Source organism: Coleofasciculus sp. (assembly GCF_046565525.1).
GTDB lineage: Bacteria > Cyanobacteriota > Cyanobacteriia > Cyanobacteriales > Coleofasciculaceae > Coleofasciculus.
In genome coordinates, this window is the sequence record NZ_JBKHUP010000017.1 from 37,243 (window position 1) to 59,727 (window position 22,485).

The following is a 22,485-nucleotide window of genomic DNA, read 5'->3' on the forward strand; positions in this document are numbered from 1 at the left end:
GAAATGAATATCGTTTGGATATTATTTGTCCCTTGGGTCAATTTGCTGCATCCATTGCCTAGCTAGATCGAGTGGTTTCGGAGCGAATTTTTCTGGTACTCGAATGGCGATCGTTTATGGCTCCGGAACTGCGATCGCACTCACTATTCCCGCGTAATGCTGCCAGATTGTTTTCGGCGAATTTCCAACCCAGGCAGCAACCTGCGCCACCGGGACACCCTCCTCAAGGCAAAGAGTAATAAAGGTCGCCCTGGTGCAATACTGTTTTCGGTATCTGATGGGTAATTCCCCCAACACCGATCGCCATGCCCGATTCAGAAAATTGTGTGGGTCAATAGCTAGTCCCTGTTTGGATTGAAAGATTAGTTGGTTTGGGTCGGGCGGATCGGGCGCTCTGTCTTCCAGCAAAAACCGAATGGCTTGGTTAATCGGGAAGCGTCGGGGCTTATGGGTCTTGGTGTCTTTGCGGACTCCATTTACCAGCGCCTCTTTAAATGTTATGAACTTGAAGCTTTGATCAACGTGCCGCCATTGGAGAGCGATCGCTTCGCTTGTCCTGCACCCAGTCCAAAATAAAAACCTCACGAAGTCCGTATAATAGCTGTAGTAACGGTTCGACTCAAACCCTTTGATAATGGTGTACTGTTCCATTCGGGTGAATGGGTCTGGTGTAGAGGTGCTGGGTTGAGATTTTGGAAGCATAGCAAACGGATTGGATTCAATTAAGCCTTCCTCTACTGCCCACTCACACGCCGATCGAAGCTGGCTTAAAATTCGCCGCACGCTTCCCGGCTTGTAGTTTTTAGTCAGCCAGTTTTTAAAAATTATAGCTTTATCCAAGGTTGCGGGGTAGGCGGTCAGTCGATCGCGTACCCGTTTGTAGTCAGTGTCCTTGGTGGTCTGACTTACTGTCCGAGTCTCAACGTATGCGTCCCAAATTTCCACTAGTGGGGTTTTGTTCTGGGGAAGCTGCAATGGGTTTCTGTATCGATTGAGAGTGATATCGAATCGCTCAAATACGATGTCTGACTCTATTTGTCCGGCTTTGGCTAAGGCTATTTTACGGTTTCGGGCAGTGTCAGCGAGATTTAAAGAGAGATATCTCGTGGGGCAAAATCGGGGAAGGCGTAGACGCAGCCGTCCCCGCACTGACTCAACAGTTACCGACCCCTTAGGGTTACGACTCATCGATCACCTCCAAGTCCTGGGGCGCGATAGCCTTCTTTGGCGGCTCACCATATTTTTTGCGAATCCCTTTACCGGGAAATCCATCCCAGAAAACGTACCATTTGCCGTTTTTGCATTTTGAAGAAAGTTTGCCAGTCCAAGACCCAAACTTAATCCTAGTACCCGTCCTTAAATGACATAGAATTTTTATCCTTAATGCCTCCAGTTCCTCTGGGGTCGCGGTTCTTAGTTTTGACGAACCCACGGAGTCGGGGAAACGAATTTCAATTTGGCGGGGGCTAAGTATCTTCTTTGTAACAATTCCGGTTGTACCCAAGTCGCCATTTTCCCTAGATCGGCAAACCCTATCCCCTACTTCTATCTGATCAAATATATCTGGAGTGGTAACGGTTTCAGCGCCAGGGGCTTCATTGTCGGTATCGGTAACTGGTTCAGCGCCAGGGGCTTCATCGGTATCAGTAACTGGTTCAGCGCCAGGGGCTTCATCGGTATCAGTAACCGGTTCAACGCCAGGGGCTTCATCGGTATCAGCAATTGAAGTGATGCGGCGCATCACCTCATCTTTCTGACGCTGGGACATAACCGTGGTAAATGCTGCCAAGACTTCTTCTTGAATATCTGGATAGTTAGCCAGTTGAATCAGGCATTTCTGCACACATTCCCATCGTTCCGTGCTGGGGTTATTTGGATCGTCTACGCGATCGCACAGTTCCGCACCCCCTAGCCGATCCATCAAAAGATCATTCGGCTTCCACAAACCCAACGCTCCGGTTCCCATTACTGATTGTTTGAGCGGGCGGATATTTTCAAGCTTCCATGCCCAGCGTCCAGGCTCCCACAATCCATAAGCCAATTCCTGGTCTGGCTGTTCGTTGATGAATCTTTCATCCATGAAAATGCAATCAGCTAATTCCGCCACGGCTATTACCTGGCTGGTGGGGAAAAGCGCTGGGTCATCCTGCTCTTTGACGATCCGCTTAAATGAATGCTTATCAATTTCCTGAGGAGCATGAATAAGAACCGTCCCACGATAATTTGTCTTTTGCCCACGGGTTTCATATCGTTTTCGCCCCTGGGCGATAAGGGTGGCGAACGGTTGCCGAATTGATAGGCCGCGACAGTTGGCTAACTGATCTTTAGTGATCACTTCAGGATCGGTAGTGGATCGGGGGGTGATCGGCAGAGGATCTTTTGGGTGATCGCTTGTATCTGACGGCTGTTCCTCTTGCTGTGATTGGGTTTCAGGTTCCACCCCTTCTCGTGCGATCGCACCTTCTGAATTTTCCTCGGTCACCTTACTTAATTGAAGATTTGGATTTTCAGTGATCACTGGATCTTTCGCCGTACCCAAGTCGCTGCAATCCCCTGGTAGAGCGAGTCCCGAGAAAGATCCATTTGAGTGATCATCAAAAGATCCGCTAGTGATCCGATCCTCAGGCGATGGATCACTTGGAGCATCGATGCCATCGCCGTCCCAATCGCCACCGCCATTATCATCGCCGTCCCACTCTAAGAAATAGACCGTTTTCCGATCCTGGGACTTGCGGCACGAGCTGATTATTCCAGCGGCGGATAGCTGCCCCGCCGCACGGCGTATCGAAGCTTTTGCTCCTCCGCAAAACTCCATTAGCTCCTCAATTTCGTATCGGGTATTGCGATGAGCGGATAAAAACTTGACGATCCTATCTTTTAAGCTGGAAGACTCATCCTGCTTTTTGTACTCGCCGTGCCAAATAAAGCGGCGGAACTCGGCAACAAACTCTAACAAGTAACGGGCTAAGCATCGACCTCTAAATTTTTCAATGGACAATATCTTCCAGGGGCTATCTTGTCCAGGATGATCTGGGTCTGGAGCTAGTGACAGGACTGCTGTAGCACTGGCTTTAATCGCTCCAGTTCCACGCAATCCGCCCTCAGCGTTACTGTGATGGATCATAAGCACCTGTTTGCCCCGTTCCTGAGCGATTTTGTTGATCAGCAGGATTGGGCGGGCGTATTCAGCATCATTTTCCGAATAAAGGCTCCCACTAGAAACAGAGAATAAGGAATCAATAAGAACAATATCCGGATCAAATTCCGATAGGTATCTGTTGAAGGCTGCGCCATTTTGAATGTTCCAGCGATCAACAAAGCTTACGTCAAGGGATTCATCATAACCCCGAGCCATCAAGGTGGGTATGGTATCCGAGATGTTTTCATCGGTTTGGATGATTAAAACTCTTCTTTTCTTCGATGTTACGGGGAACCCCTCCCAAGGGATTCCCTTGAGAAGACAGTACAACAAATCATAAGCAAATGTTGTTTTGAATCCTCCTCCTGGGGCATGAAGAATCGTAAGCCCGACCTGTCTTAGCAGTCCCTGGAGAACCCACTTAGTATAGTCAACACCTTTCGCTAAAAGTTGGCTAAAGCTCTGTAGTTCTCCAGCCCCCTCGCTGTAAATAAGATACTTCATCCATATTTCATCGACCTCTTTGGCTGAAAGCTTGAAGCTTTTGGCGCATTCCTTTAATTTGAGGTACTTTAAGCTCGGGTCTTCTTCTGTTAGTTCGATCCGTTCAATCGCTGCAATAAGGCGCTTGTGGTATGCCCCTATCTTGTCCTCCTTTTTCAGGGGAATGGCGAAAGTTTCTTCTAGTCGATTTCGAGCTTTCTCTATGCACTCTTCTACTGTGTAATATGGATCGGCTCCAATGGTCGCGATGAAATTACCGGATTCAATAAGTTTACGGCAAAAAAACTTATTCATCACTAACATTGCGTAACGGTCAATGTTGACCGCTGACACCGTGCGTCCTATCAACTGCGCTATCTTGCCCTGTCCTCCTACTTTGTCTAACTTTTTATGGTCATACAAGTAAGAGGTGATAGTCATGAAATCTGTCGGCTTTTCCTCTTCGTATAGAGTTAATGCCGCTCGGTAGATTTCTTGGTGAGCGCCGACAAAGAAGGCTTCTGGGGTCAGGATGTTGACCACTCTAGTCATGGCTTCGGGGTCAAGTATGATGCCCCCTAAGATGTCTTCTTCCGCATCTATATTTGATGGTGGAAGCGTGCTAAGATAGGAGTCAAGTTGAAGATTAAGTGTAGATTCTGTCATTTTTTTGGGGGGGTATTTTGTTACCCCCTTTTCCTTGGTTTGGTTTACAGCAAAAGTTAAAGGCGAATATCTTTGACTTCAAAAGGGATGTCGTCGTCCTCGACCTCTCCCGTGGCAACGATAATGGATTCTCTCTCTGGTTCCTTTGAAGGCCGCAACAACTTCAAATACTCTGGGATTGGCGGCATCTCTGCAATGCCTTGAGCGCGAAAAAAATCTCTCAGTTGATTGTACTGATTTGTTAGTTCTTGCAATTTGTTGATCGACAATTCCACGGCATTCTCAAGTCGATATTTTTCGCGATAAAGGTCTTCAGCGGGTTTTCCGATTGCCGCCGTCGCCTTTTTTCTCAAGGTATCTACAATTTCATTTATCGATTCCTGCCACTCTTCATCCGTTGCCAGTGATTCCGGATCTAAATCTTTGAAGTCGGGTTCAACTTCAAAGCCAATCCGCTCATTACAGTAGTTTCCGGTGGAAACTAAAAATTCTGCGGTTATTTTTGTGATTCGTTTTATTCTGGGCATTTTATTCTTTCTTCTGTCCTTCTAGATGGGCTAATCTTTCCGCTCGATCAAAAAGAGACAAATAATCATCTCTATGCAAATCGCGATCAAATCCAGCAGATCCGATTAGTTCAGCGAAAAGCACACAAGTAGTGAAATTCGATTCAGAGCAAAGATTCCAGGCAGAATCACAATAGGTCTTGGCTCTATCAATTAAGGAGCCAATGCCCCAAGCGGTCAGATCGCTATTTCGCCTCTTATATCTTTCTGCGGATGCACTACCAATTAGGGCAATCACGATAAACTGCTCAAATTTTCCTCGATCCATTGACTTCCTCTATTCGCTCATTATTAAGAAGTGATTGCAGATCCGCTTCGTTAATTACCCTCCAGTTAGTTTTCCCAATAGTTTGAAAGAGCTGATAGTAATAGCCTTTTCCCTCCCAGCAAGGCTCGAACCAAGCAGTTTGTGCTTTGTTTAAACCGAAGTAAGCTGAGACGGTTTCCAAAAGATAAGGAAAGTCATCGCAAACCGTAAAGAAGCTGTCGGGTAAGTCGTCGGCTATTACTACGGCTTTATTCGCCCTTAGGGGGTGAATTTTAAGCAGGCATTTTGACGCTTGTGGCGTGTTTCGTCGCCAATAAAAAAGTTGTCGATGAGCAATAGTGTTGTTGGATTGGGTGTCTTGTTGGTCTTCCTCAAAGAATTCTTCTAGTGCTCCCATGGTTTTTAGGTAAAAAAGGGGAGTTGCCTCCCCTACTCCAATAGAAAAAATAAGATTCTTGTTCGCTTTTAGGCTAGAACTCGCCGGCTATCGGGCGATCGCGTGATTGTTCATGGGCAAAATTTGTCAATTGAGGTCAGGGTATTGTTGCTAAGGAGTAGAGAAAAGATGAGCTTGTGACACGGGCGTGGTTGCTCGCCGGCTATCGGGCGATTAGCGAAATTGGCTCATAGGCAAAAAAGTTAAATGCGATCGCGCTCACACAGAACGCGGTATCCTATAGGGCGCATAAGAGGAGTCCCCGTACCACCGAGCTCCTCTTTTGCGCTTGTGGTTTGGCTAAAACCGGGCGATTCGCCCGGTTATGTGTACAATGGTAGAGCGAAACGTCGGTTTTGACAACCTTGGAAAAGTGCTGGAGCTAATAAGAAAAAGAAACGGTATGACCCAGGCTGAATTTGGACGTGTACTCGGATGGGACGAGCGCACGGTTCGTCGCTACGTGCGTGGCGAGTTAAATGCACGGCTGGATGTTGTCCGAGTCAAAGCTTTCTTTAAGCTTTTAGCCGAAGCAGGAATGAGTCTTGACGACCTACCAGACCCACCACCATGAACCAAACATCACGATTTCTCAAACTCTCAACGCTAACCCTTAACTTAGACCGCATTGACTGGATCGACTGGAACTCCCAAGGCGACTCAGGCGAAGATTCCACGCCATGCATTCAGATCGTCTATGGATGCGAGTACCTGTTTTTGTCGCAGGACAGTGAGGACGCGGCAATCCTTCGCGACTACTTCAAATTGATATCGATAGAGCACACGGTGCCTCAGCAAAAGGTAACAGGCTTGGATTCTGACTCTGACCAGCAACAAATCTATCAAGTCATAGGAGAGGCGTTAGCAAAAGAACTGGAGGCATTCGACGATGAGACAGCTTAAACCTAATGGCGCAAGCCGCATTCAATTTGAAGTTAGGTTTTACGGGCTTACCTGGCAAGAAGCCCGATCAATTCCGCGTCATATCAACGACCAGCTCATCAAGGCAAAAAAACCGGAAGAAATAGAGCGAATAATTTCCGAGTTTGAAGCGGAACTTGCCGCTTTGCTAAATCCCTGTGACGACTTTTTGATCTGCGACTCGGCGACGGAATTGATGGCAGATGTCTTACGCAGTAAGGAGTTTGAATTTTCAGTCGTTTGCGGCATCAACGACATTGGCGATTCCCACTCGTATATTCAGATAGGACAAGATCGGTACGACCCGACACACCAAAAATTCGGAGATGAATACAAGGAAGATGCCGACGAACCACATATTCCATATCCGATAAGGGAATGGAACCTTCTTGGACAACTTCAGGAACAGCAAGTGAAACATCAAATTGATACAGAGTTGAAAAGTAAAATTCAGGATTTTCTTGAACGTGAATTACTGGTTACGTCCTATATTTGGGAAAAACAATCAAATCCTTTTGATGACACTACCGCCGAATCTGTGAGTTCACATGCCCCCTCAGAAGCTGGTTTTGATTCGTGGGTGGAGACGCATCAGATCGTTATAAATGATGTTACTTTATTTGAGGAAGACGAAGATAGCATTTTAGTAAAAGTTGACCTCACGGCTTTTTACTCAGAAGGCAATGAAGATGATGAAGATAATGTTCCGGAAGACAAATGGGATTCAAGTCCTTGTACTTATTATGTGAGAGTCCAAGGAAAAAGTATGGAAATTGAGGCAATGGACTAAGTAAGGTAATTATGCCGATGAAACGTGAGCTATACCCGCCCGATTGGGACGCGATCGCACTGGCGATTAAGTCCGCAGCCGGGTGGCGCTGCGAGTTTTGCAGCAGAATTTGCCGGCGACCGGGGCAGGACTGGAAAGCTTTCATCCATGAAAATCACCTGGAGCAGTTGAGCGCGATCGGCTTGGACTTAAAAAAGCAGCGATACACTCTCACCACCGCCCACTTGAACCATCAGCCCCATGACTGCCGCCCCGAAAACCTTCGGGCAATGTGCAGCGGTTGCCACCTTCGATACGACAACCGCCACAGACAGCGGGTAAGTCATGCCCTGCGATCGCGTTCCAGATCACCAATCGCCTTCTCTTGACACCACCGCGTACTTTTCTTAGGGTTACTGCGGGCTACAGCTATCACTAACCGTCGCGCCGTCTCCTTACTTCCCGCCAGTAATTCCAGTCGTCTCTGTAATTGTGGATCTAACTTGCGCCCCTTTTTGCCCGCTGGCGGTTTCCACCCAGGTTTCCGTTGTTCACGGGCGGTCACTATCAACCAAACCATCAACGCTCCAGCTACCAGTAGACACAAGCCGACAAACGCTACAATCATGGCAGTACACTGATTTAGGTCATACTTCAGTTGTACTGCGATCGCTAAACTTCCGTCACTTCCAAATTATAGTGAGCAAAGTTTAGCGATTGTTTAATATGCGGCTAATTATTTGTCTAGTCGTCGCTGCGATTTTGGCAACAGCTTATCTAAGAAAACGACACAAACAACCCACGCCATTTCAAAGATTAGCATTACCCCGCCAAGAACCCAGCCCACAGTTAAAGGCTAAATTGATCAATGCCGTTGGAGCGGAAAAGGCAGAAGAGCTAGTTTCCAGAGCCAGATTCAGCGACCCAGACAGAACCGAGGCGTACTACTGGTGGAAAGCCTGGATAGGGCTTAATCGCCGCGAATAATTCCAATTGGAATGGAACTACTTATGTTTTCAAAAATTCGATAAGTTTTGAAGCCAAAAACAAGCTTGTAAAATCTATCGCGAACCCATATATGCCCAACGCCTGAAAAAGTCAACTCGTATTTTTTTTCCAGGAAAACGGGTGACGGCAGTTGAGTGATTGGATTAAGTTCAAGAATGTCTTTTTTGAAATTCTTTAGATCTAGCGAATTTTGCAAATCTTTTGTGCAGTTAGGAACTTCAAATCGTGGAAACTGCCGACGCCATCTTTGCATTAGCCTGATAGAGGCTTCGTTCCGCCAAACAACAAGGTCATTCTTATTGTAAATTATTCCTGCTGGTCTTTGAAGTGTATGCAAGTATTCAAAGATCGTCAAAATTTGAGTCAGATTCAAATGAGTCTGCATTTTTATGTAAAATAGAAATATTGATATTTTTGTCTAGCTGATTATCCGTCGCATTGGCGATCGCCTCAACTCGCCGTACAAAAGACTCAATTTCATCGCATCGTTTGTCTAGCGATGATTTGAGTCGATCCATTTCGCCACGCAACTCAACAAATCGTTTATCAATTGTGGTCTTGGAGACGTAGAGCCCAACAACCACAGCCACTATTATTTCTATGATTGATGAATCCATTTATAAAGTAGAATTCCCCTCATCGGTGACTTTAGAAACCATAAACTTAACTGTGTGATTTGCTATGTTTACAAAATCACCATGATACACGGGACAGCCTTTGTCAGTTTCTTGTACTGCCGAACCATCTAGTGATCGCAACCCGTTAACTACAGTTTTATTCTTAGACCCAGTTTTCCCGTCCCCATCCCAAATCCAAAAGTGTGGATTTTTATTGTCGTTGACTAATGAAACGGTACAATGGGTTGCAGAGATAGTCCTGTCGTTAATTATAAACTTGATTTCCCGTTCTTTGGTAAAGATTCTGCCAATCCTAAAAGCCTTGAGATTGGTTACTTCTACAGGATTTAATTTATCAATCTGAATGTAAAACTCATGCATTACAAAATTATATCTGGGTATTGAGCAAAAGAAGCTGTCCCATCTTTCTTGATCACTTCTGCCGCCGTTGCTGTTCCTTGAACATATTGAAGTGCATTAGATATCTTTAATGAGCTAAATTCCGTTAACTCAATAAAACTTTCAAAATTTATTCCCGCAGGAAAATTAAATATAAGTCCGGCATTGTAATTACTGAGGTTGGCAAAACCTACATTGCTAAAGTTTGCATCTGATCTGCTCCTAATTTTTATAAAGCCCTTCTGTTGTAGTTGATTGGTAGATATTTTCATCTCTTTGATTGCCTTCAGTCTACTGTCAGATGATAGATCAATGCACCAAATGCTACCTTCCGGGAAAAATTCAATATTTTCTAATGAAACACGAGAATTTCGGCTTACTGTCATTAAATCATTTAAATTCCTAAATCCTAGATCTTTTAAAGTAACTTCCCGCGCCGTTATATAGCAGCACCTTAGAAATTGCGTTCGTTCATCTTCTTCCCCCTCTACTGGAGGGGAGTTCAGCCTAACCGTGTCAAAAACTGGCTTTGCTCCAGTTTCTGGATTGATCAAACCTTGCAAAGTAATCCCAAAATCGGGGAGATCAACAAGGTAACAATGTTGCTCTACAACACCTTCCTCTACTTCGATTATTACTGAGTTGTCTGGGGAATCTTGCTTGTACCTGGATGGATTATTGGTGTACAGAAGATTGCGCCTTACCCAATTCAATGCCCCAACGTCTTCCGGACTTTTTCCATTCAATGTTAGGAATGGAGTTTCTGGGTTGCCGTCGTTCACCCCATTGGGGGACAATCTCAAGGTTAAAACCCCGTATTCAATAGGAACGGCTTCTTTATATGTGGTAGACCATTCGATTGTATTTGAATCATAGATAAAATCCAGTATTGTTCTTCCATTTCGATTTACTCGATAGTCACCATCCCAGGCGATTCCATCGCCAACAAAATTGTCAAACAGGTCATATTTTGTCGCCCCTGAATTATCTATGATTAATCTTCCCGTAGCCCCGTTTATTAAATTAGTGAATTTAAGCTTAAGAGGGAAATCTGCCAAGAAATTACCTGGACTGGCTACGTCTTCTATATCGCCAGATATTTTCCCTTTCAGGTCAAGCTTAAAGGCGGCATCCCAATTGGCAATTTTTGTAACACTGTCAATTGCTATTCGTGCACCCGAAAACTCAGCGTCTAACCGAAATAGGTCTGGTGTATTGTAAAAAATGGTAGTCATCTTATCCTAAAAATTATATCTAGCTTGTACGGCGGACTTCCAGACAAAATAATTATTTGTCCATTTGAAAAAATAGTAAAAGTTCCAAACTTATCTCCATCTAAGTTTGTGTAAGTTATTTGATTGACTGGTCTAAAGGATTCTGGCAGAATTCCCGCAAGATCGTTTGTTAGGTTAACAGATGTGATAGTTGCCTTGAGTTCCGCAAAATCTCCAGACGAAACAAGACTCGTTGACAAAATAGACCATTCTGGCTGCCAAGCAACCAAGCCCGACTCAATATTTTCGTAAATAGTCCAGTGATATCGAGTTACCACTCGTTTTAGCTCGATATAAAGCCTATAAGGAACTCTAGCGGAGTCGAAAATTACCCTGACAGGCTCATCGCTTCTAAACGGAAAGCTCTCAGAAGCCCAAGTTAAGCCTTGAATTCCGACTTCTTTCCAGTAAGCTCGAATATACCCTAAAAAATCTCCTTGTTTCCCAAATTCAGAAAAGCGAAATATCAAGTCAGAACTACTTAGCTGCTCTGTGGGTTGTAAAAGTAAAAATCCTTCTTGGCTCTTGACTTCTCTGACTTGATATGACATTAAGGCGCAACGATTGTTTTTCCGGCTGGAACTGCTGTCGTCCGTGTCGTCCGCAAAATCGTCAGGGCATCGTTTGGGCGTGCACTTTGCAGATCGGCTTCAAGTACTTTAACGACCTGCTGTGCTGTCGGATCGTCAGCTAAGTAAGCCACTGCCAAATCTGGTAAGTCGGCGTTATTTGTCCCGTCTGCATAAATAAAATCCGTCCCGTCCCACACGGCGTTAATATCAGACCCAATTCCGTTTAAATTCGCTGGATCAGGAGATCCTAGTACTATTATGTTTACGTCTGCCATTTGTTTCTGTAACCTCTCTTAAATGGGCGTCTTCTCTTCCAACTCCGATAGGTTAGTCTATCGTGGAGTTTTTGCAGACACGATTTTTTTGCCGTCCCATGTCTGACCAATAATTGCCTTGAAAGCCGTGTCAGCCTTGTCGGTCGCCACTGGGACAGTAGCTACCTGTGTTTTTCCTCCGGCTACCTCGTAAGAGATGTCCAGGAAAAATACACCATTTCTGCTGGCATCGTTTAAGGAATCCGCCTTAATACCATTGGCGGGGGCTGTATTTGCAAAATCTATGCCTAATGTCGCGGCGATGCTGCTGTATTTTCTTTTAGCGAGTTTTATCCCGATAGGCACTCCTTCCGCGCCCTTAATCCATGCAGTCTCTTTTGAGATAGTTTTGCTTGCAACTGCCATAGTCTATTGTCTTTCACTTTACATCTAAACCAATTTACCCTATTCCCATCTCGCAACTCAGCAGTTAAACACCTAGGTGTTTTGTTAAAGTTTTAAGAAATCTTTAAATTAGCTAGCTTGACTAACGCTAGCGAACAAGTGGATTTGCCAGCAACCCAGAATCATCCACCAGCACAATTGGCTGATTTCTTCCAGCGAAGCAAACCGCGTGCCGAAATCGAACCCTTGCTGTGGGACGATACACTGGTTCTTTCTGAGTCTGATTGTTGTAAGCTATAACGGTCTCCGTGGGGTTATTATTTGATCGTTTGTTCGGAGTCAGTCCCAATTTCAAAACTTTTTTGTCAAATCTTTTATCTGCGACTCGACAAACTTTGCCGAAGACTTCTTCTGCTTGAGCTTTATTCCGACTAAAGCATTTGGAACCAAAAAAGCCGTCAAGGGGGACGTCGTAAATGTATAATTCGTCCCCCTTAGTCCAGACGTAATTTCTGAATTCTGATCGGATGCGAATAGCAATCGCCCTTAATTCGGCTTCGTCAATGACATCTCCCAATTCCCCTGGCTTTTTGTAATTGAGGTATCGCGTAAGCCTAAACGAGATCTGTGCTGTAATTGCTATCTTTTTAACAGGTACTGCCCCATCATCTTGGGAAAAGAATAAAAGTATCTTGGGGTGATTTACTGCTCTAAGGTGGTATTGAGGAATGAGTTCCTGTTCAAGCCCCTCTTTGGCTCCAATCAAGATAAAAAGCTGCTCTAGCTTTAAGGTCAAATACAAGATCAACTTCCCGACAGTTAGCACAAGGGTATCCTTTTCGGCATGGAATGCCGCACGTTTGAGCTGTCCACGATCAGAACTCAAATCATCATCTAGGTTTACGTCCTTAAAGTGCGCCCTTACCCTAGGGTTCATGACCCGCCTCAGGGTATCTTGGAACTGTTCTGTTGGGCTGAAATTTGATGGTAACGGCATTAAATGTCCCCCTAAACGTCCCCTAATCCTGTAAAAGTTTGATCGTCTATCAAATGAGAGAGTGATTCTGCTTTTTGTTCCTCAGCCAACGTCTTGACCGGTTGATTGTCATTTCGCAATCGAGGGGCTTCTTCCTCTATCACTCGTTCAAATTCTTCATTAGCCTTCTTCAATTCTAGCCATTGTTCTCTCACGTCAAGCGGTACCTGGAATATTTGCTGAACCGTACTGGCTGCCTCGTCTAAATTTTCAATCCTTTCAAAAAGCAGAGATCCGCGCGTTACCTGTTCCGGCATCCATCTGTAATCGTCTTCAGCTACAACCCTAGCTCGTTTTAATGCATTACCAATTTTCCCCGTGTTTTCACTAACAAGCTCAATCCCATTCAGAACATCGTTACTAAGATTGGTTACAATCCCCGCCACATTAGCCCCGGCTTGATAAATTCGGTTAGCCGCTTTCCATTTAGCCACTGCATTATTCCATACACTCTCTCCGAGAATAGACCGCATAAAGTCGGTAGCTTGCCTGCCCAACACTTCACCAATGTTAATTGGCGAGCCATCTTCATCTTTTATGCCAATAACCGCCAATCCGGTTGACGCCACATCCGGTAATGTTTTCCCAATATCAACAGCGAGCATGGCTGCGTTGTGCAGCACTGTTATTAATGTAAGTACGTTGATTACTTCTGGCAGCTTCAATCGTTTAGACAACTTATCAAAACGTTCTTGCGTTTTTTTAAAACCTGAATCAACCTGTTCTTGCGTTTTCTTAAAACCTGAACCAACTTGTTCTTGCGTTTTCTTAAAACCTGAACCAACCTGTTCTTGCGTTTTCTTAAAACCTGAACCAACCTGTTCTTGCGTTTTCTTAAAACCTGAATCAACCTGAGTCTTTGCTTGCCGCAACAAACTTTTGTTATCGCGGGTATTTGTTTCAATGCGTTGCAACTGAGATCTCATTGCTGGGTCCAATTTTGCGTCCTTCCCTGGTTTACCTTGTATTCCCGGTTTACCCGCTGGTCCTGGTTTACCATCAACTCCCGGTCTACCTGCTGGTCCCGGTCTACCTGCTGCTCCAGGTCTACCTGCTGGTCCCGGTCTACCTGCTGCTCCAGGTCTACCTGCTGGTCCAGGCGTACCTGCTGGTCCAGGTCTACCTGCTGGTCCAGGCGTACCTGCTGGTCCAGGTCTACCTGCTGGTCCTGGTTTACTATCAACTCCCGGTTTACCTGCTGGTCCAGGTTTACCATCAACTCCCGGTTTACCTGCTGGTCCAGGTTTACCATCAACTCCCGGTTTACCCGCTGGTCCAGGTTTACCATCAACTCCCGGTTTACCCGCTGGTCCAGGTTTACCATCAACTCCCGGTTTACCCGCTGGTCCAGGTTTACCATCAACTCCCGGTTTACCATCAACTCCCGGTTTACCTGCTGATCCAGGTTTACCTGCTGATCCAGGTTTACCTGCTGGTCCTGGTTCACCCTTAGGTCCTGGCACTAACGCTCTAGTTAAAGCGCGTTGCGCTGTTTCTAACGCACGTTGAGCCGTTGATTTGATTGGCGTAATTACGCTATAAAGTTTGCTTATGTCTGAAGCTAACGAGTCTATTCGCCGTTCCAAAGCGTCAATTCGGCTACCCAAAACTTTGAGTGCCGCAATACTTGCAAGGATGCCCGCGATCGCTGCCGCTGCCGCCGCCGCAATAGACATCGCTTTAGCTGCTAAACTAGCCGCGCCAGTGGCAGCAGTAGCTGCTGATTGAGCGGTATTTTGAGCAACTGAAGCCGTCCCCCAGGCTTGCTGAGCTTTACCCAATGCGGTGGTAGCAGTCGCCCGCACGGGACTTACTTGAGTCGCAATCATTCCCCCAACGAGTGGAAGTGTGATAGCTTTCCCTAAATTGCCACCTTCTTTAATGATGGAGCCGCGATCGCTCTTGCGGATAAATTTTCCGTCAAGCTTTGCTATCTCTCTTCTTAATGCCGAGATTTCTCTTCTAAGATCGGCACAGCAATCAGCCATTGTTAATCCCCTTAATCGTATTAACCATTCCCTTCAGGGGTTCCAAAAAAGTCGAGCAAGGAACGCATTTCACCTTCTCGTTTTCCACACATTTAATCGTGTTTGGCGGACAAGGATCACAATCGACGTTGTAACTTAGAGGACATTTTCCTTGGTCTTGGTGAATCACCTCTCCCTTGTAAAAGATTTTTATATGGCAAGTATTTCCCATTGCCTGCGGGCATTTTATGGATTTATCGATTTCCAAGGTACTTGGTCTGATACCTGTCCCGGTAATTGTTCCATCTGATGCTCTTTGATAATCGGTTTTGCCACAACCTAATCGTGCTATACCTGCGTATGGAAGTCCGTCCCAAGTTTTCGTTGTGCTTTCGTAAATTATGAAGTCTATTACCCTACTCCTAATCCAACCGTAATTATTGGGGCTGTAAAAATAAATCTCAAACCCGCTCGGATCATAATTGTCGCTAGCAAAAACTGGAATTGATCCTGTCGTTACCTCAAAAGGGGTTTTTTCCGTTTCAAATCTGCGGATCTGGGAATTTTCCTCTCCTTTAAACTCATACTCAACTATTGCCCTAGAGAAGTTTTTACAATAGCTCATAGTTATAATCCTTTGGTTCTATTAAGGTACTCGCCTGCAAAAAACTGTAGTCAGTTGGTTCTGTTACTTTTCTAAATTTAACACTCACCCTTAGCTTGCGCCAGTTTAGGTCATTTCTTTTTACGAAAGTAGTCCCTTCTAAAGATATAAATAAAAAATTGCCATTGTTTCCAGATTCTTCTTGAAAAGCTTTAGCCAAAAGGCTCACTAATAACGATTCTGGACTATTTATATTCGGCAGTAAACCTAGACCATTCTTTTTTATTGTCAATACAGAATCATTTTGAGATCCTCCAACTCCAAAAATCCTTGTAAATAAACAATTGTAATTTTGGTAGTAAGAATTTCTAATTTTTTGATAATTTCCGTTTGATATAAGGGCTGCTGAGTCTTGGTAAATGTTAATAATTTGATTCTGGGCTTTACATCTTAATTGCCCTCCCGAAGCTAAATAAGAAGAACTCAAAAAAAACATCAGCTTGCTCTGTATAATTATTCTGAAATTTGGCAACATAATCCCCCGCCCTCGCTGCCATCGTGAAGAACCAGAAACTGTTCAGTTGACTCAGGTATATCCAAGATATTAAACAAATTGGTTCCTGACGTTGAGGCGGAGGCTAATGAATCAGAGGACCTCCCACTTATGCCTTGCCCAGATTGAGAAAAAAATAATATTCCTCGCAGAATATCTCGCCGTCCAGTATAAATATTCGCTGACTTCATGCGAGGATTGTTTAAATTTACATCGTGATAAACGTTACCATAAGGATTTAAAGTGGTCGTCCTAAATCGTCGATAATCATTAAAATCAGGAACAAAATAATAGTTCCAGCTATTCAAAGACCACCAATCAGGTTTTTGGTCTGGCGATATACCACCCAAGCAAACCCTTCGAGTTCCTTGGGAAATAATTACAAGTTGAAATTCAGCACCTCCGTTTACGGTACAGACCTTAATACCCTGCGTTCCATCTAAGTCTGAGTGGAAGTAATTGCCACTACTATTTACTCCTGAATGAGTGGCAACAGTCCAATCAGAAAATAAATCAGCGTAAATTCTTCGATCGTCTCTGATTTGCCAACGCAAATAGACTTTTCCGTAAGCTGCTACGATATCTTGAGTGATTTGAAAAACCAAGAATTTATCTGTTCCAGACGCATAAGCGTCTATTGGCTCCCCCAATCCCGCCCTACTAGCTGCCAGCACCAATTCATTGACAAGAATATTCTGATCAATAGGTGCAGAGATAAAAGATTCCGTTGTAATAGCAATCATTAGAAGTTATCCGGATCAATTTCACTCCCAGAATCAGGAGTTTCCAAGTAAACATTGAACGATCTTTGGCGATAAGTTATTCCATTTCGCTCAACAAGAGATGGAAATCCGTCTTCGATGGTTACTTGAATGTCTGGGTTTGTTTGCTGATTTATTTGATTCAAATAAATCTTTGCCATTAAAAAAAGTGCTACAAACAATGACTCAGCTGTATTGGTGGCACTTGGGGTTAATCCTACAGATTGTAGATCGGACTTAGAAATTACCCAGTCATCTAAATTCTGAGTTGAGTTTGCCCCAAATACTTGCTCAATCGTTGGTTCAGCCATAAATCCTTTCCCTTACACTACACTTGTTGCAACGGAATTTTTGCTTTTGACTTTTTATGCAATATACGTTACGATACAATGTACCGAAACTACCGTACTAGGACTGAAAATCCCCGTGTCGGCGGTTCAAGTCCGCCTCCTGGCATTCCCAAAAGCTTATTTATATAGATTTAGGTAGGGCGAGAACGGTTAGTATCCTGGAATTAATGGTGCATCTGTTTGATATAGATGCGACAGTTCACTGCCCAATCCCTAAACATGCTAATTGTTGTTATAATTTTCAATCTGCTGATCTCGCTATTTGGTTTTTATCTGGCGTGGCGGATTTGGAAGTTACGACGGGTGCTAGCAGCGGCGGCTGATATTGTCGCCTTGGCTGAACGAAGTACCTATAGGGTCTTACATGGCGCTCCCCAAGCCATCTCTAGAGGGCAGATCGGTGTCCATGGATTAAAAAAACGCTATCAGCATTTAGAGTTTCAGTTACAACGAGTGCAGCGGGTCTTGATGGTGTTGGGCTTGATCCAAAAGACCTATCGGTCTAGGCGACGCCGTCATGGGAAGCGATCGCCTGCCAAAAGTTGAAAACTCTGAACCTTGCGCCAATTTCCCCCCTTTATCAAAGTCCGGCAAGAAGACCTACATCATAATCTAAGATTTGATGTGGGATGAATCGTCAGTAATTGAGTTAAAATTGCAGCATGATAACTCTAAACTACTGCTACCGGATCTATCCAGACGTCGCTCAACAAAGGTTGATAACCGAGTGGCTGGAAGTCTGTCGTGGTACATACAACTATGGACGGCGACAAATCAAGGATTGGTGCAATAGTAGAAAGACTCCAATTGATAGGTGTTCTCTAGTCAAGGAGTACATAACCCCCGCCGATGAACCGTTTCCAGACGAGTACAGGCAGATAAACAGTTTGCCTAAAGCCAAGAAACAGTACCCTCAACTGAAGAAAGTGCCATCCCAAGTATTGCAGCAAGCGATTAAGCAGTTGCATAAAAGTTGGGAATTTTTCACAAAAAGAGGGTACGGGCTTCCGATGTTTAAGAAATACGGGCAGGTTAAATCCTTACTGTTTCTCCAGTTCAAGGAAACTCCGGTAATTGGCAATCAATTAAAGCTGCCCAAACTAGGGGCAGTAATAATCAACCTGCATCGCCCGATACCCGATGGATTTAAGGTGAAGCAGGTGCGGCTGGTACGCAAGGCAGATAAGTGGTACGCGGTACTGGCAATTCAATGCAATGTAGACGTACTAGACTTTGAGCCGACGCCAGGGGGAAACGCCATCGGGGTGGATATTGGGTTAGAAAAATTTTTGGCAACCAGCGACGGTGAAATTGTCGAGCCAGCAGGCTTTTTCAGAGAACTACAGAGCAAGTTGAAATTACTGCAACGTAGGCTAGCCCGGAAAAGTAAGCGGTCAAGTAACTACGAAAAAGCCCGGTTAAAGGTAGGCTGGACACATCACCAAATCGCTAACACTCGCAAGGACTTCCATTATCATACTTAGAAGCCCTCACTATATTTTTAGAAATTAGTGAGGGAGAATGTCACGCTACAAGGGAGCTATCGAGAACACAAGTTAACTGTGATCTGCGTTCTTGAGCAGAGTCTTCAGGGATTTCTCATCAAATTCCCCGAGCAAATCTGCCTAAAATTGGTGTAAGGATAGAGATCAAACGATGTCAAAAAAGAGTGCTGGAGCATTTATTGGGGGTTTAGTTGTGGGGGGTGTCATTGGCACTCTAACCGGATTGCTAATTGCCCCGCGTCCAGGTCGGGATACACGACGGTTGTTGAAAAAGTCCACAGATGCCCTACCTGATTTGGCTGAAGATCTATCAACAACTGTACAATTACAAGCCGATCGCCTTTCAGAATCTGCCCTACGCAACTGGGATGGAACCCTGACACGACTGCGAGACGCGATCGCAGCCGGACGAGAGGCTTCCGCCCGGACACGAGACGAACTCAACTCGTCTCCATCTGACGTGGCGACTGAATCCCCCATGTCCGCTTCTGACCATCAAGTGTAGGCAACCTGTCGGTGATTGATCCTCTATTTTGGCTCGGACTATCCATTTTATTAGTAGCGGTCAGCTTAACGGCTGTTTTAGTGGCAGCATTACCGGCGCTGCAAGAGTTAGCACGAGCAGCCCGTAGTGTGGAAAAGTTAGCGGATACGCTGCGGCGGGAATTACCGCCAACTTTAGAGTCGATTCGCCTGACGGGTTTAGAAATTAGTGATTTGAGCAATGATATGAATGAGGGCGTTAAAAGCGCCGGTCAAGTGGTGCAACAAGTTGATCAAAGCATCCAGGGTGCAAAAAATCAGGCGAAAAAAGCGCAAATCGGCACTCGTAGTGTTGTCGCCGGTGTCAAGGCGGCTTGGAAAACCTGGAGGAACCCTGCTACTAGGCGTCGCTCCCTTGATCGCTTACCTCTGTCTGAACGCAAGGCTGTTGATCTGCAAAAACAAGATGCTGAACTGGATAGGGTTGAACCGCAGTATGAGCGTTCCTACGAGGAAATTCAGGATAATGCTCCTGTTCCTCGGCAATATGAAGGTATCAAATCTTCTGAGGAACCCTTGGAGTAGGAGTGATCCTGGAGCGGAGGGGCTTCAGGAGCAGCGGAGCAAATAAAGGACGAATGACGAATGACAAATCCCAAATATTAGAGTAAAGTAAACAAGTGTAAAGAAATCTTTACCTTAACCTGACCTTATCTCCCGTTTAAGATATCCCGTCCCTGTCCATTGTTTTGTGTATCGCAATGCTGGATCTTTTAAAACGATTTTTGGTAATCTTGGCAGCATTTTGTATTGCTGGCTCTGTTTGGGCGATCGCACCATCCGCCCAGGCTTATAACAACCCAGACCTACTCCCGAAAACCCAGACTCCCATTATTGATTTGGCGAATCTGCTGCCTCAGCTTCAGGAAGAAGCCCTAATTCAAGACATAGAAACCTTTGAAGCACAAACAGGTTGGAAGCTGCGGGTATTAACCCAATATGACCGTACACCCGGTTTAGCCGTTCGCGATTACTGGGGACTCAATGATAAAAGCGTTTTACTGATTGCTGACCCACGAGGCGGTAATCTGTTGGGCTTTAATGTGGGCGACGATTTATATCAATTTCTACCTCGTACCTTTTGGGTAGAACTACAGACACGCTTTGGTAACCTCTACTTTGTACGCGAGAATGGGGAAAACCAGGCAATTGTCAATGCATTAGATACGGTTAAAACTTGCCTAAATAAAGGTGGATGTCAGGTTGTTCCAGGCTTGCCTCAAGAACAGTGGATTCTCACCCTGATTACCTCATTGGTAGGTGGTGTGGTTTTAGGATTTGCGGCGATTCCTCGCAAAGATGGACAACTTGTGGCTTGGCAATGGGCGTTAATCTTTTCTCCCTTGTGGGGTATTCTGTTCATTGCTTTCGGAATCGGTCCAGTTGTCACTCGAACTGCTGAATGGTTGCCCTTATTCCGAAATGTCCTGGCTTTTGCACTAGGGGCGTTAGTGGCTTACCTGTCACCATTTATTGGTCAAACGACAGCGTCGGAAATGTAATTATGGGTTGGCTGAATCAGTAATAACTTGGTTGGGGCGCATGTCTATGCGCCCTGATCATGTCTGCTTGCTGCTCTGGAGCCTTAGTTGCTGACAATTCCTGACCACTGCACATTTTTTTGCTGAGTGCGACGATAGGAGAAGAAATACTCCGGTTGCTGATAGGTACAGTGAGACGCGATCGCAACTTGCTCGTGATCTAAGCCGAGTTGTTCGAGTTGTATCGCGTTCACCCGTCGCACATCTAAGCGGACTCGTCCCGGATGGGGATCATCGAAAATGGGGGAATGGGGAAGCTGCTGTAATTCATCCAAAATCGATTCAGGGGTATTTGTTTTATCCTTAGGGATAATAGTAGAACCCACTTCTATGGCAACGGTTTCCGAGACTTGATACACTTCTGGCGCGATCGCAGGTCCCATGGCAACCCGGAGATTTTCTAGGCGGCTACCTACCTCCAGGAATCGCGCGATCGTATTTGGCACAATTCGAGTCGCGGTTCCTCGCCATCCCGCATGAATAGCCGCGACTCGTCCCGTTTTTTCATCTCCAATCAGCACAGGCGTACAGTCAGCCGTGCAAACCCATACAGCTTGCTGGGGCTTTTCAGTGAAGATACCATCAGCCGCAGGTTTTTCAGGTGTCTGATTCTCCCCTTGACCAACTGCACCAATCGTGATAAATTCCGACGGCGTTAGGACTGTATTGCCATGAACTTGGCGTACCCGATAAACCGTCGCTTCGGGTTGCAGGGCTTCAACGATTTGGTCAGGGGGACGGGGTGAAAAAGCGGAGGTGAAAAAGCCATGATGCCAAGGTTCTAGAAGGCTACAGGTTAGATACGGTAAGTTGTCCCAAGTTTGCCAGTGCCACGTATGCATTGTTCAGGATAAAAGGGTAGAAGAGCCGTACAATAAGCTAGCTTAGCTAACCTTTAAGCTGTAGTGGTACTTAATCAACAAGCTCTGGAAATAGCCATCCAAACCGTCACGCAACAGTTATCCCATTCTGGACTCCCAGGACTTCAAGAAATCCGAGGGCTTCCCGTCTATTTATTTGATAGCCTCTCGTCTACAAATCAAACCCTTTGGGAATTGCTGGATAGAGGAACAACACCGCCCATCGTGGTTATCGCCGATCAACAGACGGCTGGACGAGGACAGTGGGGACGGCAATGGCAATCCGCTCCGGGTGGGTTATACTTATCCTTGGCTTTAACCACTAATTTGGCAGCATCCAATAGCGCCCAGCTCACAATGTGCAGCGCTTGGGGCGTTGCTACCGCGTTGAGAAGCTATGGTATTCCCGTCCTGATTAAATGGCACAATGACCTGCTGTTGCTGGGCTATAAGTTAGGTGGAATTCTTACCGAAACCCGCCTATCTCAGGGGCAAATCACCAAAGCTGTTATCGGTATAGGCATTAACTGGAGCAATCCTGTGCCAGAAACAGGGATTAATTTACAATCCTTTTTTGAGACTCAACCAACGAGTCCAGCCGTAACTTCAAGAGAAATGTTAGCGGCAATCGTGATACAGGGATTGCGATCGGGGTATCACTACGGGTTAGAATCAGGCATTGACAATTTACGGTTGTCCTATCAAGGGTTACTGTTTCATCAGGGAGCCTCGATTCAGGTCAACGGAAATCCTGGCATCGTCAAAGGAGTCACGTCAAGGGGTGATCTAAGGGTTGGGTTGACCTCAGCTGATGCAACGGATGCAAATGCTGACGCCGCAATCCGTCCAGAAATTCACCTCAAGCCCGGTACAATTAGTCTGGGTTATCCTCAAGACGTGCCTTGAATGTCCTTGTCTGTCAAACGTCAACAAATCAGGTTGGAGTCGCCAATGTTACTGGGTTGAGACGCTTCAGTTTATGGTTTTG

The 22,485-nt window shown here is 45.4% G+C and carries 30 protein-coding genes and 1 pseudogene; 10 read left to right on the forward strand and 21 right to left on the reverse strand.

Translation table 11 applies throughout. The features are described 5' to 3' along the window. Positions 1 to 114: 114 nt before the first annotated feature. Genes ACLGGO_RS08535 through ACLGGO_RS08555 form a run of 5 tightly spaced genes read right to left on the reverse strand, consistent with a single transcriptional unit; the run spans position 115 to position 5,519 of the window. Positions 115 to 1,188, reverse strand: a complete 1,074-nt coding sequence (locus tag ACLGGO_RS08535) for a site-specific integrase (RefSeq protein ID WP_446418970.1) — start codon at positions 1,186 to 1,188, stop codon at positions 115 to 117. Further along, positions 1,178 to 4,288 (reverse strand): DnaB-like helicase N-terminal domain-containing protein, encoded by a 3,111-nt coding sequence (locus ACLGGO_RS08540; RefSeq protein ID WP_446418971.1) that lies wholly within the window; start codon positions 4,286 to 4,288, stop codon positions 1,178 to 1,180. Before ACLGGO_RS08540 ends, ACLGGO_RS08535 begins: the two co-directional genes overlap by 11 nt. Before the next feature lie 56 nt (positions 4,289 to 4,344). Next, on the reverse strand, positions 4,345 to 4,815 hold the full coding sequence (locus tag ACLGGO_RS08545; RefSeq protein WP_446418972.1) for a hypothetical protein: 471 nt from the start codon (positions 4,813 to 4,815) through the stop codon (positions 4,345 to 4,347). 1 nt (position 4,816) lies between these two features. Then, entirely contained in the window at positions 4,817 to 5,122 is a 306-nt protein-coding gene (locus tag ACLGGO_RS08550; protein WP_446418973.1) for a hypothetical protein, read from the reverse strand. Further along, the gene (locus tag ACLGGO_RS08555) at positions 5,103 to 5,519 is read right to left on the reverse strand and encodes a hypothetical protein (RefSeq protein ID WP_446418974.1); all 417 of its coding nucleotides are present in this window, start codon (positions 5,517 to 5,519) and stop codon (positions 5,103 to 5,105) included. Before ACLGGO_RS08555 ends, ACLGGO_RS08550 begins: the two co-directional genes overlap by 20 nt. 373 nt (positions 5,520 to 5,892) lie before the next feature. Here ACLGGO_RS08555 and ACLGGO_RS08560 point away from each other — a divergent pair, with 373 nt between their 5' ends. The 3 genes from ACLGGO_RS08560 to ACLGGO_RS08570 are packed head-to-tail and all read left to right on the forward strand — an operon-like array spanning position 5,893 to position 7,269. Continuing rightward, on the forward strand, positions 5,893 to 6,132 hold the full coding sequence (locus tag ACLGGO_RS08560) for a helix-turn-helix transcriptional regulator (protein ID WP_446418975.1): 240 nt from the start codon (positions 5,893 to 5,895) through the stop codon (positions 6,130 to 6,132). Continuing rightward, entirely contained in the window at positions 6,129 to 6,461 is a 333-nt protein-coding gene (locus tag ACLGGO_RS08565) for a hypothetical protein (protein ID WP_446418976.1), read from the forward strand. The genes ACLGGO_RS08560 and ACLGGO_RS08565 overlap by 4 nt, the downstream gene beginning before the upstream one ends. Further along, positions 6,448 to 7,269, forward strand: a complete 822-nt coding sequence (locus tag ACLGGO_RS08570; protein WP_446418977.1) for a hypothetical protein — start codon at positions 6,448 to 6,450, stop codon at positions 7,267 to 7,269. The genes ACLGGO_RS08565 and ACLGGO_RS08570 overlap by 14 nt, the downstream gene beginning before the upstream one ends. A gap of 210 nt (positions 7,270 to 7,479) precedes the next feature. On the opposite strand, the gene ACLGGO_RS08575 is transcribed toward ACLGGO_RS08570, so the two are convergent. Both ACLGGO_RS08575 and ACLGGO_RS08580 read right to left on the reverse strand, forming a co-directional pair. After that, positions 7,480 to 7,623, reverse strand: coding sequence for a hypothetical protein (locus ACLGGO_RS08575; protein ID WP_446418978.1), 144 nt, complete (start codon positions 7,621 to 7,623; stop codon positions 7,480 to 7,482). Beyond that, positions 7,592 to 7,876, reverse strand: coding sequence for a hypothetical protein (locus ACLGGO_RS08580; protein ID WP_446418979.1), 285 nt, complete (start codon positions 7,874 to 7,876; stop codon positions 7,592 to 7,594). Before ACLGGO_RS08580 ends, ACLGGO_RS08575 begins: the two co-directional genes overlap by 32 nt. Positions 7,877 to 7,974: 98 nt before the next feature. Here ACLGGO_RS08580 and ACLGGO_RS08585 point away from each other — a divergent pair, with 98 nt between their 5' ends. Beyond that, a complete protein-coding gene (locus tag ACLGGO_RS08585; protein WP_446418980.1) occupies positions 7,975 to 8,235 on the forward strand; it encodes a hypothetical protein in 261 nt (86 codons plus the stop codon). Here the strand turns inward: ACLGGO_RS08585 and ACLGGO_RS08590 are convergent. The 13 genes from ACLGGO_RS08590 to ACLGGO_RS08650 all read right to left on the reverse strand — a co-directional run bounded on the left by ACLGGO_RS08590 (position 8,219) and on the right by ACLGGO_RS08650 (position 17,009). Further along, positions 8,219 to 8,611 carry a hypothetical protein gene (locus ACLGGO_RS08590; protein ID WP_446418981.1) on the reverse strand — a complete coding sequence of 131 codons (393 nt, stop codon included), beginning with the start codon at positions 8,609 to 8,611 and terminating at the stop codon, positions 8,219 to 8,221. The two genes, ACLGGO_RS08585 and ACLGGO_RS08590, sit on opposite strands and share 17 nt — an antisense overlap. After that, positions 8,598 to 8,873 carry a hypothetical protein gene (locus tag ACLGGO_RS08595; RefSeq protein ID WP_446418982.1) on the reverse strand — a complete coding sequence of 92 codons (276 nt, stop codon included), beginning with the start codon at positions 8,871 to 8,873 and terminating at the stop codon, positions 8,598 to 8,600. Before ACLGGO_RS08595 ends, ACLGGO_RS08590 begins: the two co-directional genes overlap by 14 nt. Beyond that, positions 8,874 to 9,254: an FHA domain-containing protein gene (locus ACLGGO_RS08600; protein ID WP_446418983.1), complete on the reverse strand. Its 381-nt coding sequence runs from the start codon at positions 9,252 to 9,254 to the stop codon at positions 8,874 to 8,876. Continuing rightward, entirely contained in the window at positions 9,254 to 10,507 is a 1,254-nt protein-coding gene (locus ACLGGO_RS08605; protein WP_446418984.1) for a hypothetical protein, read from the reverse strand. Before ACLGGO_RS08605 ends, ACLGGO_RS08600 begins: the two co-directional genes overlap by 1 nt. Further along, entirely contained in the window at positions 10,504 to 11,097 is a 594-nt protein-coding gene (locus ACLGGO_RS08610; RefSeq protein ID WP_446418985.1) for a hypothetical protein, read from the reverse strand. The genes ACLGGO_RS08605 and ACLGGO_RS08610 overlap by 4 nt, the downstream gene beginning before the upstream one ends. Then, complete coding sequence (locus ACLGGO_RS08615) at positions 11,097 to 11,393, reverse strand: hypothetical protein (RefSeq protein WP_446418986.1); 297 nt, start codon at positions 11,391 to 11,393, stop codon at positions 11,097 to 11,099. Before ACLGGO_RS08615 ends, ACLGGO_RS08610 begins: the two co-directional genes overlap by 1 nt. 57 nt (positions 11,394 to 11,450) lie before the next feature. Further along, positions 11,451 to 11,798: a hypothetical protein gene (locus ACLGGO_RS08620; protein ID WP_446418987.1), complete on the reverse strand. Its 348-nt coding sequence runs from the start codon at positions 11,796 to 11,798 to the stop codon at positions 11,451 to 11,453. Between the two features lie 127 nt (positions 11,799 to 11,925). Beyond that, positions 11,926 to 12,774: a hypothetical protein gene (locus ACLGGO_RS08625; protein ID WP_446418988.1), complete on the reverse strand. Its 849-nt coding sequence runs from the start codon at positions 12,772 to 12,774 to the stop codon at positions 11,926 to 11,928. An 11-nt stretch (positions 12,775 to 12,785) separates the two neighbouring features. After that, a complete protein-coding gene (locus ACLGGO_RS08630; RefSeq protein ID WP_446418989.1) occupies positions 12,786 to 14,801 on the reverse strand; it encodes a hypothetical protein in 2,016 nt (671 codons plus the stop codon). After that, positions 14,794 to 15,405 carry a hypothetical protein gene (locus ACLGGO_RS08635; protein WP_446418990.1) on the reverse strand — a complete coding sequence of 204 codons (612 nt, stop codon included), beginning with the start codon at positions 15,403 to 15,405 and terminating at the stop codon, positions 14,794 to 14,796. The genes ACLGGO_RS08630 and ACLGGO_RS08635 overlap by 8 nt, the downstream gene beginning before the upstream one ends. Beyond that, positions 15,392 to 15,880: a hypothetical protein gene (locus tag ACLGGO_RS08640; RefSeq protein ID WP_446418991.1), complete on the reverse strand. Its 489-nt coding sequence runs from the start codon at positions 15,878 to 15,880 to the stop codon at positions 15,392 to 15,394. Before ACLGGO_RS08640 ends, ACLGGO_RS08635 begins: the two co-directional genes overlap by 14 nt. Positions 15,881 to 15,897: 17 nt before the next feature. Further along, positions 15,898 to 16,680, reverse strand: coding sequence for a hypothetical protein (locus ACLGGO_RS08645; RefSeq protein WP_446418992.1), 783 nt, complete (start codon positions 16,678 to 16,680; stop codon positions 15,898 to 15,900). Continuing rightward, positions 16,680 to 17,009, reverse strand: coding sequence for a hypothetical protein (locus ACLGGO_RS08650; protein ID WP_446418993.1), 330 nt, complete (start codon positions 17,007 to 17,009; stop codon positions 16,680 to 16,682). The genes ACLGGO_RS08645 and ACLGGO_RS08650 overlap by 1 nt, the downstream gene beginning before the upstream one ends. 258 nt (positions 17,010 to 17,267) lie before the next feature. Here ACLGGO_RS08650 and ACLGGO_RS08655 point away from each other — a divergent pair, with 258 nt between their 5' ends. From ACLGGO_RS08655 to ACLGGO_RS08675, 5 genes and pseudogenes are all read left to right on the forward strand, one after another. Next, complete coding sequence (locus ACLGGO_RS08655; protein ID WP_446418994.1) at positions 17,268 to 17,594, forward strand: hypothetical protein; 327 nt, start codon at positions 17,268 to 17,270, stop codon at positions 17,592 to 17,594. Between the two features lie 116 nt (positions 17,595 to 17,710). Further along, a pseudogene (locus ACLGGO_RS08660) lies at positions 17,711 to 18,523 on the forward strand (RNA-guided endonuclease InsQ/TnpB family protein); the annotation flags it as partial. Between the two features lie 181 nt (positions 18,524 to 18,704). Then, positions 18,705 to 19,058 carry a YtxH domain-containing protein gene (locus ACLGGO_RS08665; RefSeq protein ID WP_446359876.1) on the forward strand — a complete coding sequence of 118 codons (354 nt, stop codon included), beginning with the start codon at positions 18,705 to 18,707 and terminating at the stop codon, positions 19,056 to 19,058. Between the two features lie 11 nt (positions 19,059 to 19,069). Next, positions 19,070 to 19,621: a DUF948 domain-containing protein gene (locus ACLGGO_RS08670; RefSeq protein ID WP_446337339.1), complete on the forward strand. Its 552-nt coding sequence runs from the start codon at positions 19,070 to 19,072 to the stop codon at positions 19,619 to 19,621. A gap of 176 nt (positions 19,622 to 19,797) precedes the next feature. Next, positions 19,798 to 20,598 (forward strand): TPM domain-containing protein, encoded by an 801-nt coding sequence (locus tag ACLGGO_RS08675; RefSeq protein WP_446337340.1) that lies wholly within the window; start codon positions 19,798 to 19,800, stop codon positions 20,596 to 20,598. A gap of 83 nt (positions 20,599 to 20,681) precedes the next feature. Here ACLGGO_RS08675 and pgeF read toward each other — a convergent pair whose 3' ends face one another. Beyond that, positions 20,682 to 21,479 carry a peptidoglycan editing factor PgeF gene (gene pgeF, locus ACLGGO_RS08680; RefSeq protein ID WP_446418995.1) on the reverse strand — a complete coding sequence of 266 codons (798 nt, stop codon included), beginning with the start codon at positions 21,477 to 21,479 and terminating at the stop codon, positions 20,682 to 20,684. 63 nt (positions 21,480 to 21,542) lie between these two features. Between pgeF and ACLGGO_RS08685 the strand changes: the two genes are divergently transcribed. Next, entirely contained in the window at positions 21,543 to 22,403 is an 861-nt protein-coding gene (locus tag ACLGGO_RS08685) for a biotin--[acetyl-CoA-carboxylase] ligase (RefSeq protein WP_446418996.1), read from the forward strand. Positions 22,404 to 22,485: the final 82 nt, after the last annotated feature.

Excerpts from the sequence above, each read along its gene's own strand:
- ACLGGO_RS08535 (WP_446418970.1), bottom strand. The coding sequence starts at position 1,188 with ATGAGTCGTAACCCTAAGGGGTCGGTAACTGTTGAGTCAGTGCGGGGA.
- ACLGGO_RS08540 (WP_446418971.1), bottom strand. The coding sequence starts at position 4,288 with ATGACAGAATCTACACTTAATCTTCAACTTGACTCCTATCTTAGCACG.
- ACLGGO_RS08545 (WP_446418972.1), bottom strand. The coding sequence starts at position 4,815 with ATGCCCAGAATAAAACGAATCACAAAAATAACCGCAGAATTTTTAGTT.
- ACLGGO_RS08550 (WP_446418973.1), bottom strand. The coding sequence starts at position 5,122 with ATGGATCGAGGAAAATTTGAGCAGTTTATCGTGATTGCCCTAATTGGT.
- ACLGGO_RS08555 (WP_446418974.1), bottom strand. The coding sequence starts at position 5,519 with ATGGGAGCACTAGAAGAATTCTTTGAGGAAGACCAACAAGACACCCAA.
- ACLGGO_RS08560 (WP_446418975.1), top strand. The coding sequence starts at position 5,893 with ATGGTAGAGCGAAACGTCGGTTTTGACAACCTTGGAAAAGTGCTGGAG.
- ACLGGO_RS08565 (WP_446418976.1), top strand. The coding sequence starts at position 6,129 with ATGAACCAAACATCACGATTTCTCAAACTCTCAACGCTAACCCTTAAC.
- ACLGGO_RS08570 (WP_446418977.1), top strand. The coding sequence starts at position 6,448 with ATGAGACAGCTTAAACCTAATGGCGCAAGCCGCATTCAATTTGAAGTT.
- ACLGGO_RS08580 (WP_446418979.1), bottom strand. The coding sequence starts at position 7,876 with ATGATTGTAGCGTTTGTCGGCTTGTGTCTACTGGTAGCTGGAGCGTTG.
- ACLGGO_RS08585 (WP_446418980.1), top strand. The coding sequence starts at position 7,975 with ATGCGGCTAATTATTTGTCTAGTCGTCGCTGCGATTTTGGCAACAGCT.
- ACLGGO_RS08595 (WP_446418982.1), bottom strand. The coding sequence starts at position 8,873 with ATGGATTCATCAATCATAGAAATAATAGTGGCTGTGGTTGTTGGGCTC.
- ACLGGO_RS08600 (WP_446418983.1), bottom strand. The coding sequence starts at position 9,254 with ATGCATGAGTTTTACATTCAGATTGATAAATTAAATCCTGTAGAAGTA.
- ACLGGO_RS08605 (WP_446418984.1), bottom strand. The coding sequence starts at position 10,507 with ATGACTACCATTTTTTACAATACACCAGACCTATTTCGGTTAGACGCT.
- ACLGGO_RS08610 (WP_446418985.1), bottom strand. The coding sequence starts at position 11,097 with ATGTCATATCAAGTCAGAGAAGTCAAGAGCCAAGAAGGATTTTTACTT.
- ACLGGO_RS08615 (WP_446418986.1), bottom strand. The coding sequence starts at position 11,393 with ATGGCAGACGTAAACATAATAGTACTAGGATCTCCTGATCCAGCGAAT.
- ACLGGO_RS08620 (WP_446418987.1), bottom strand. The coding sequence starts at position 11,798 with ATGGCAGTTGCAAGCAAAACTATCTCAAAAGAGACTGCATGGATTAAG.
- ACLGGO_RS08625 (WP_446418988.1), bottom strand. The coding sequence starts at position 12,774 with ATGCCGTTACCATCAAATTTCAGCCCAACAGAACAGTTCCAAGATACC.
- ACLGGO_RS08630 (WP_446418989.1), bottom strand. The coding sequence starts at position 14,801 with ATGGCTGATTGCTGTGCCGATCTTAGAAGAGAAATCTCGGCATTAAGA.
- ACLGGO_RS08635 (WP_446418990.1), bottom strand. The coding sequence starts at position 15,405 with ATGAGCTATTGTAAAAACTTCTCTAGGGCAATAGTTGAGTATGAGTTT.
- ACLGGO_RS08640 (WP_446418991.1), bottom strand. The coding sequence starts at position 15,880 with ATGTTTTTTTTGAGTTCTTCTTATTTAGCTTCGGGAGGGCAATTAAGA.
- ACLGGO_RS08645 (WP_446418992.1), bottom strand. The coding sequence starts at position 16,680 with ATGATTGCTATTACAACGGAATCTTTTATCTCTGCACCTATTGATCAG.
- ACLGGO_RS08650 (WP_446418993.1), bottom strand. The coding sequence starts at position 17,009 with ATGGCTGAACCAACGATTGAGCAAGTATTTGGGGCAAACTCAACTCAG.
- ACLGGO_RS08655 (WP_446418994.1), top strand. The coding sequence starts at position 17,268 with ATGCTAATTGTTGTTATAATTTTCAATCTGCTGATCTCGCTATTTGGT.
- ACLGGO_RS08665 (WP_446359876.1), top strand. The coding sequence starts at position 18,705 with ATGTCAAAAAAGAGTGCTGGAGCATTTATTGGGGGTTTAGTTGTGGGG.
- ACLGGO_RS08675 (WP_446337340.1), top strand. The coding sequence starts at position 19,798 with ATGCTGGATCTTTTAAAACGATTTTTGGTAATCTTGGCAGCATTTTGT.
- pgeF (WP_446418995.1), bottom strand. The coding sequence starts at position 21,479 with ATGCATACGTGGCACTGGCAAACTTGGGACAACTTACCGTATCTAACC.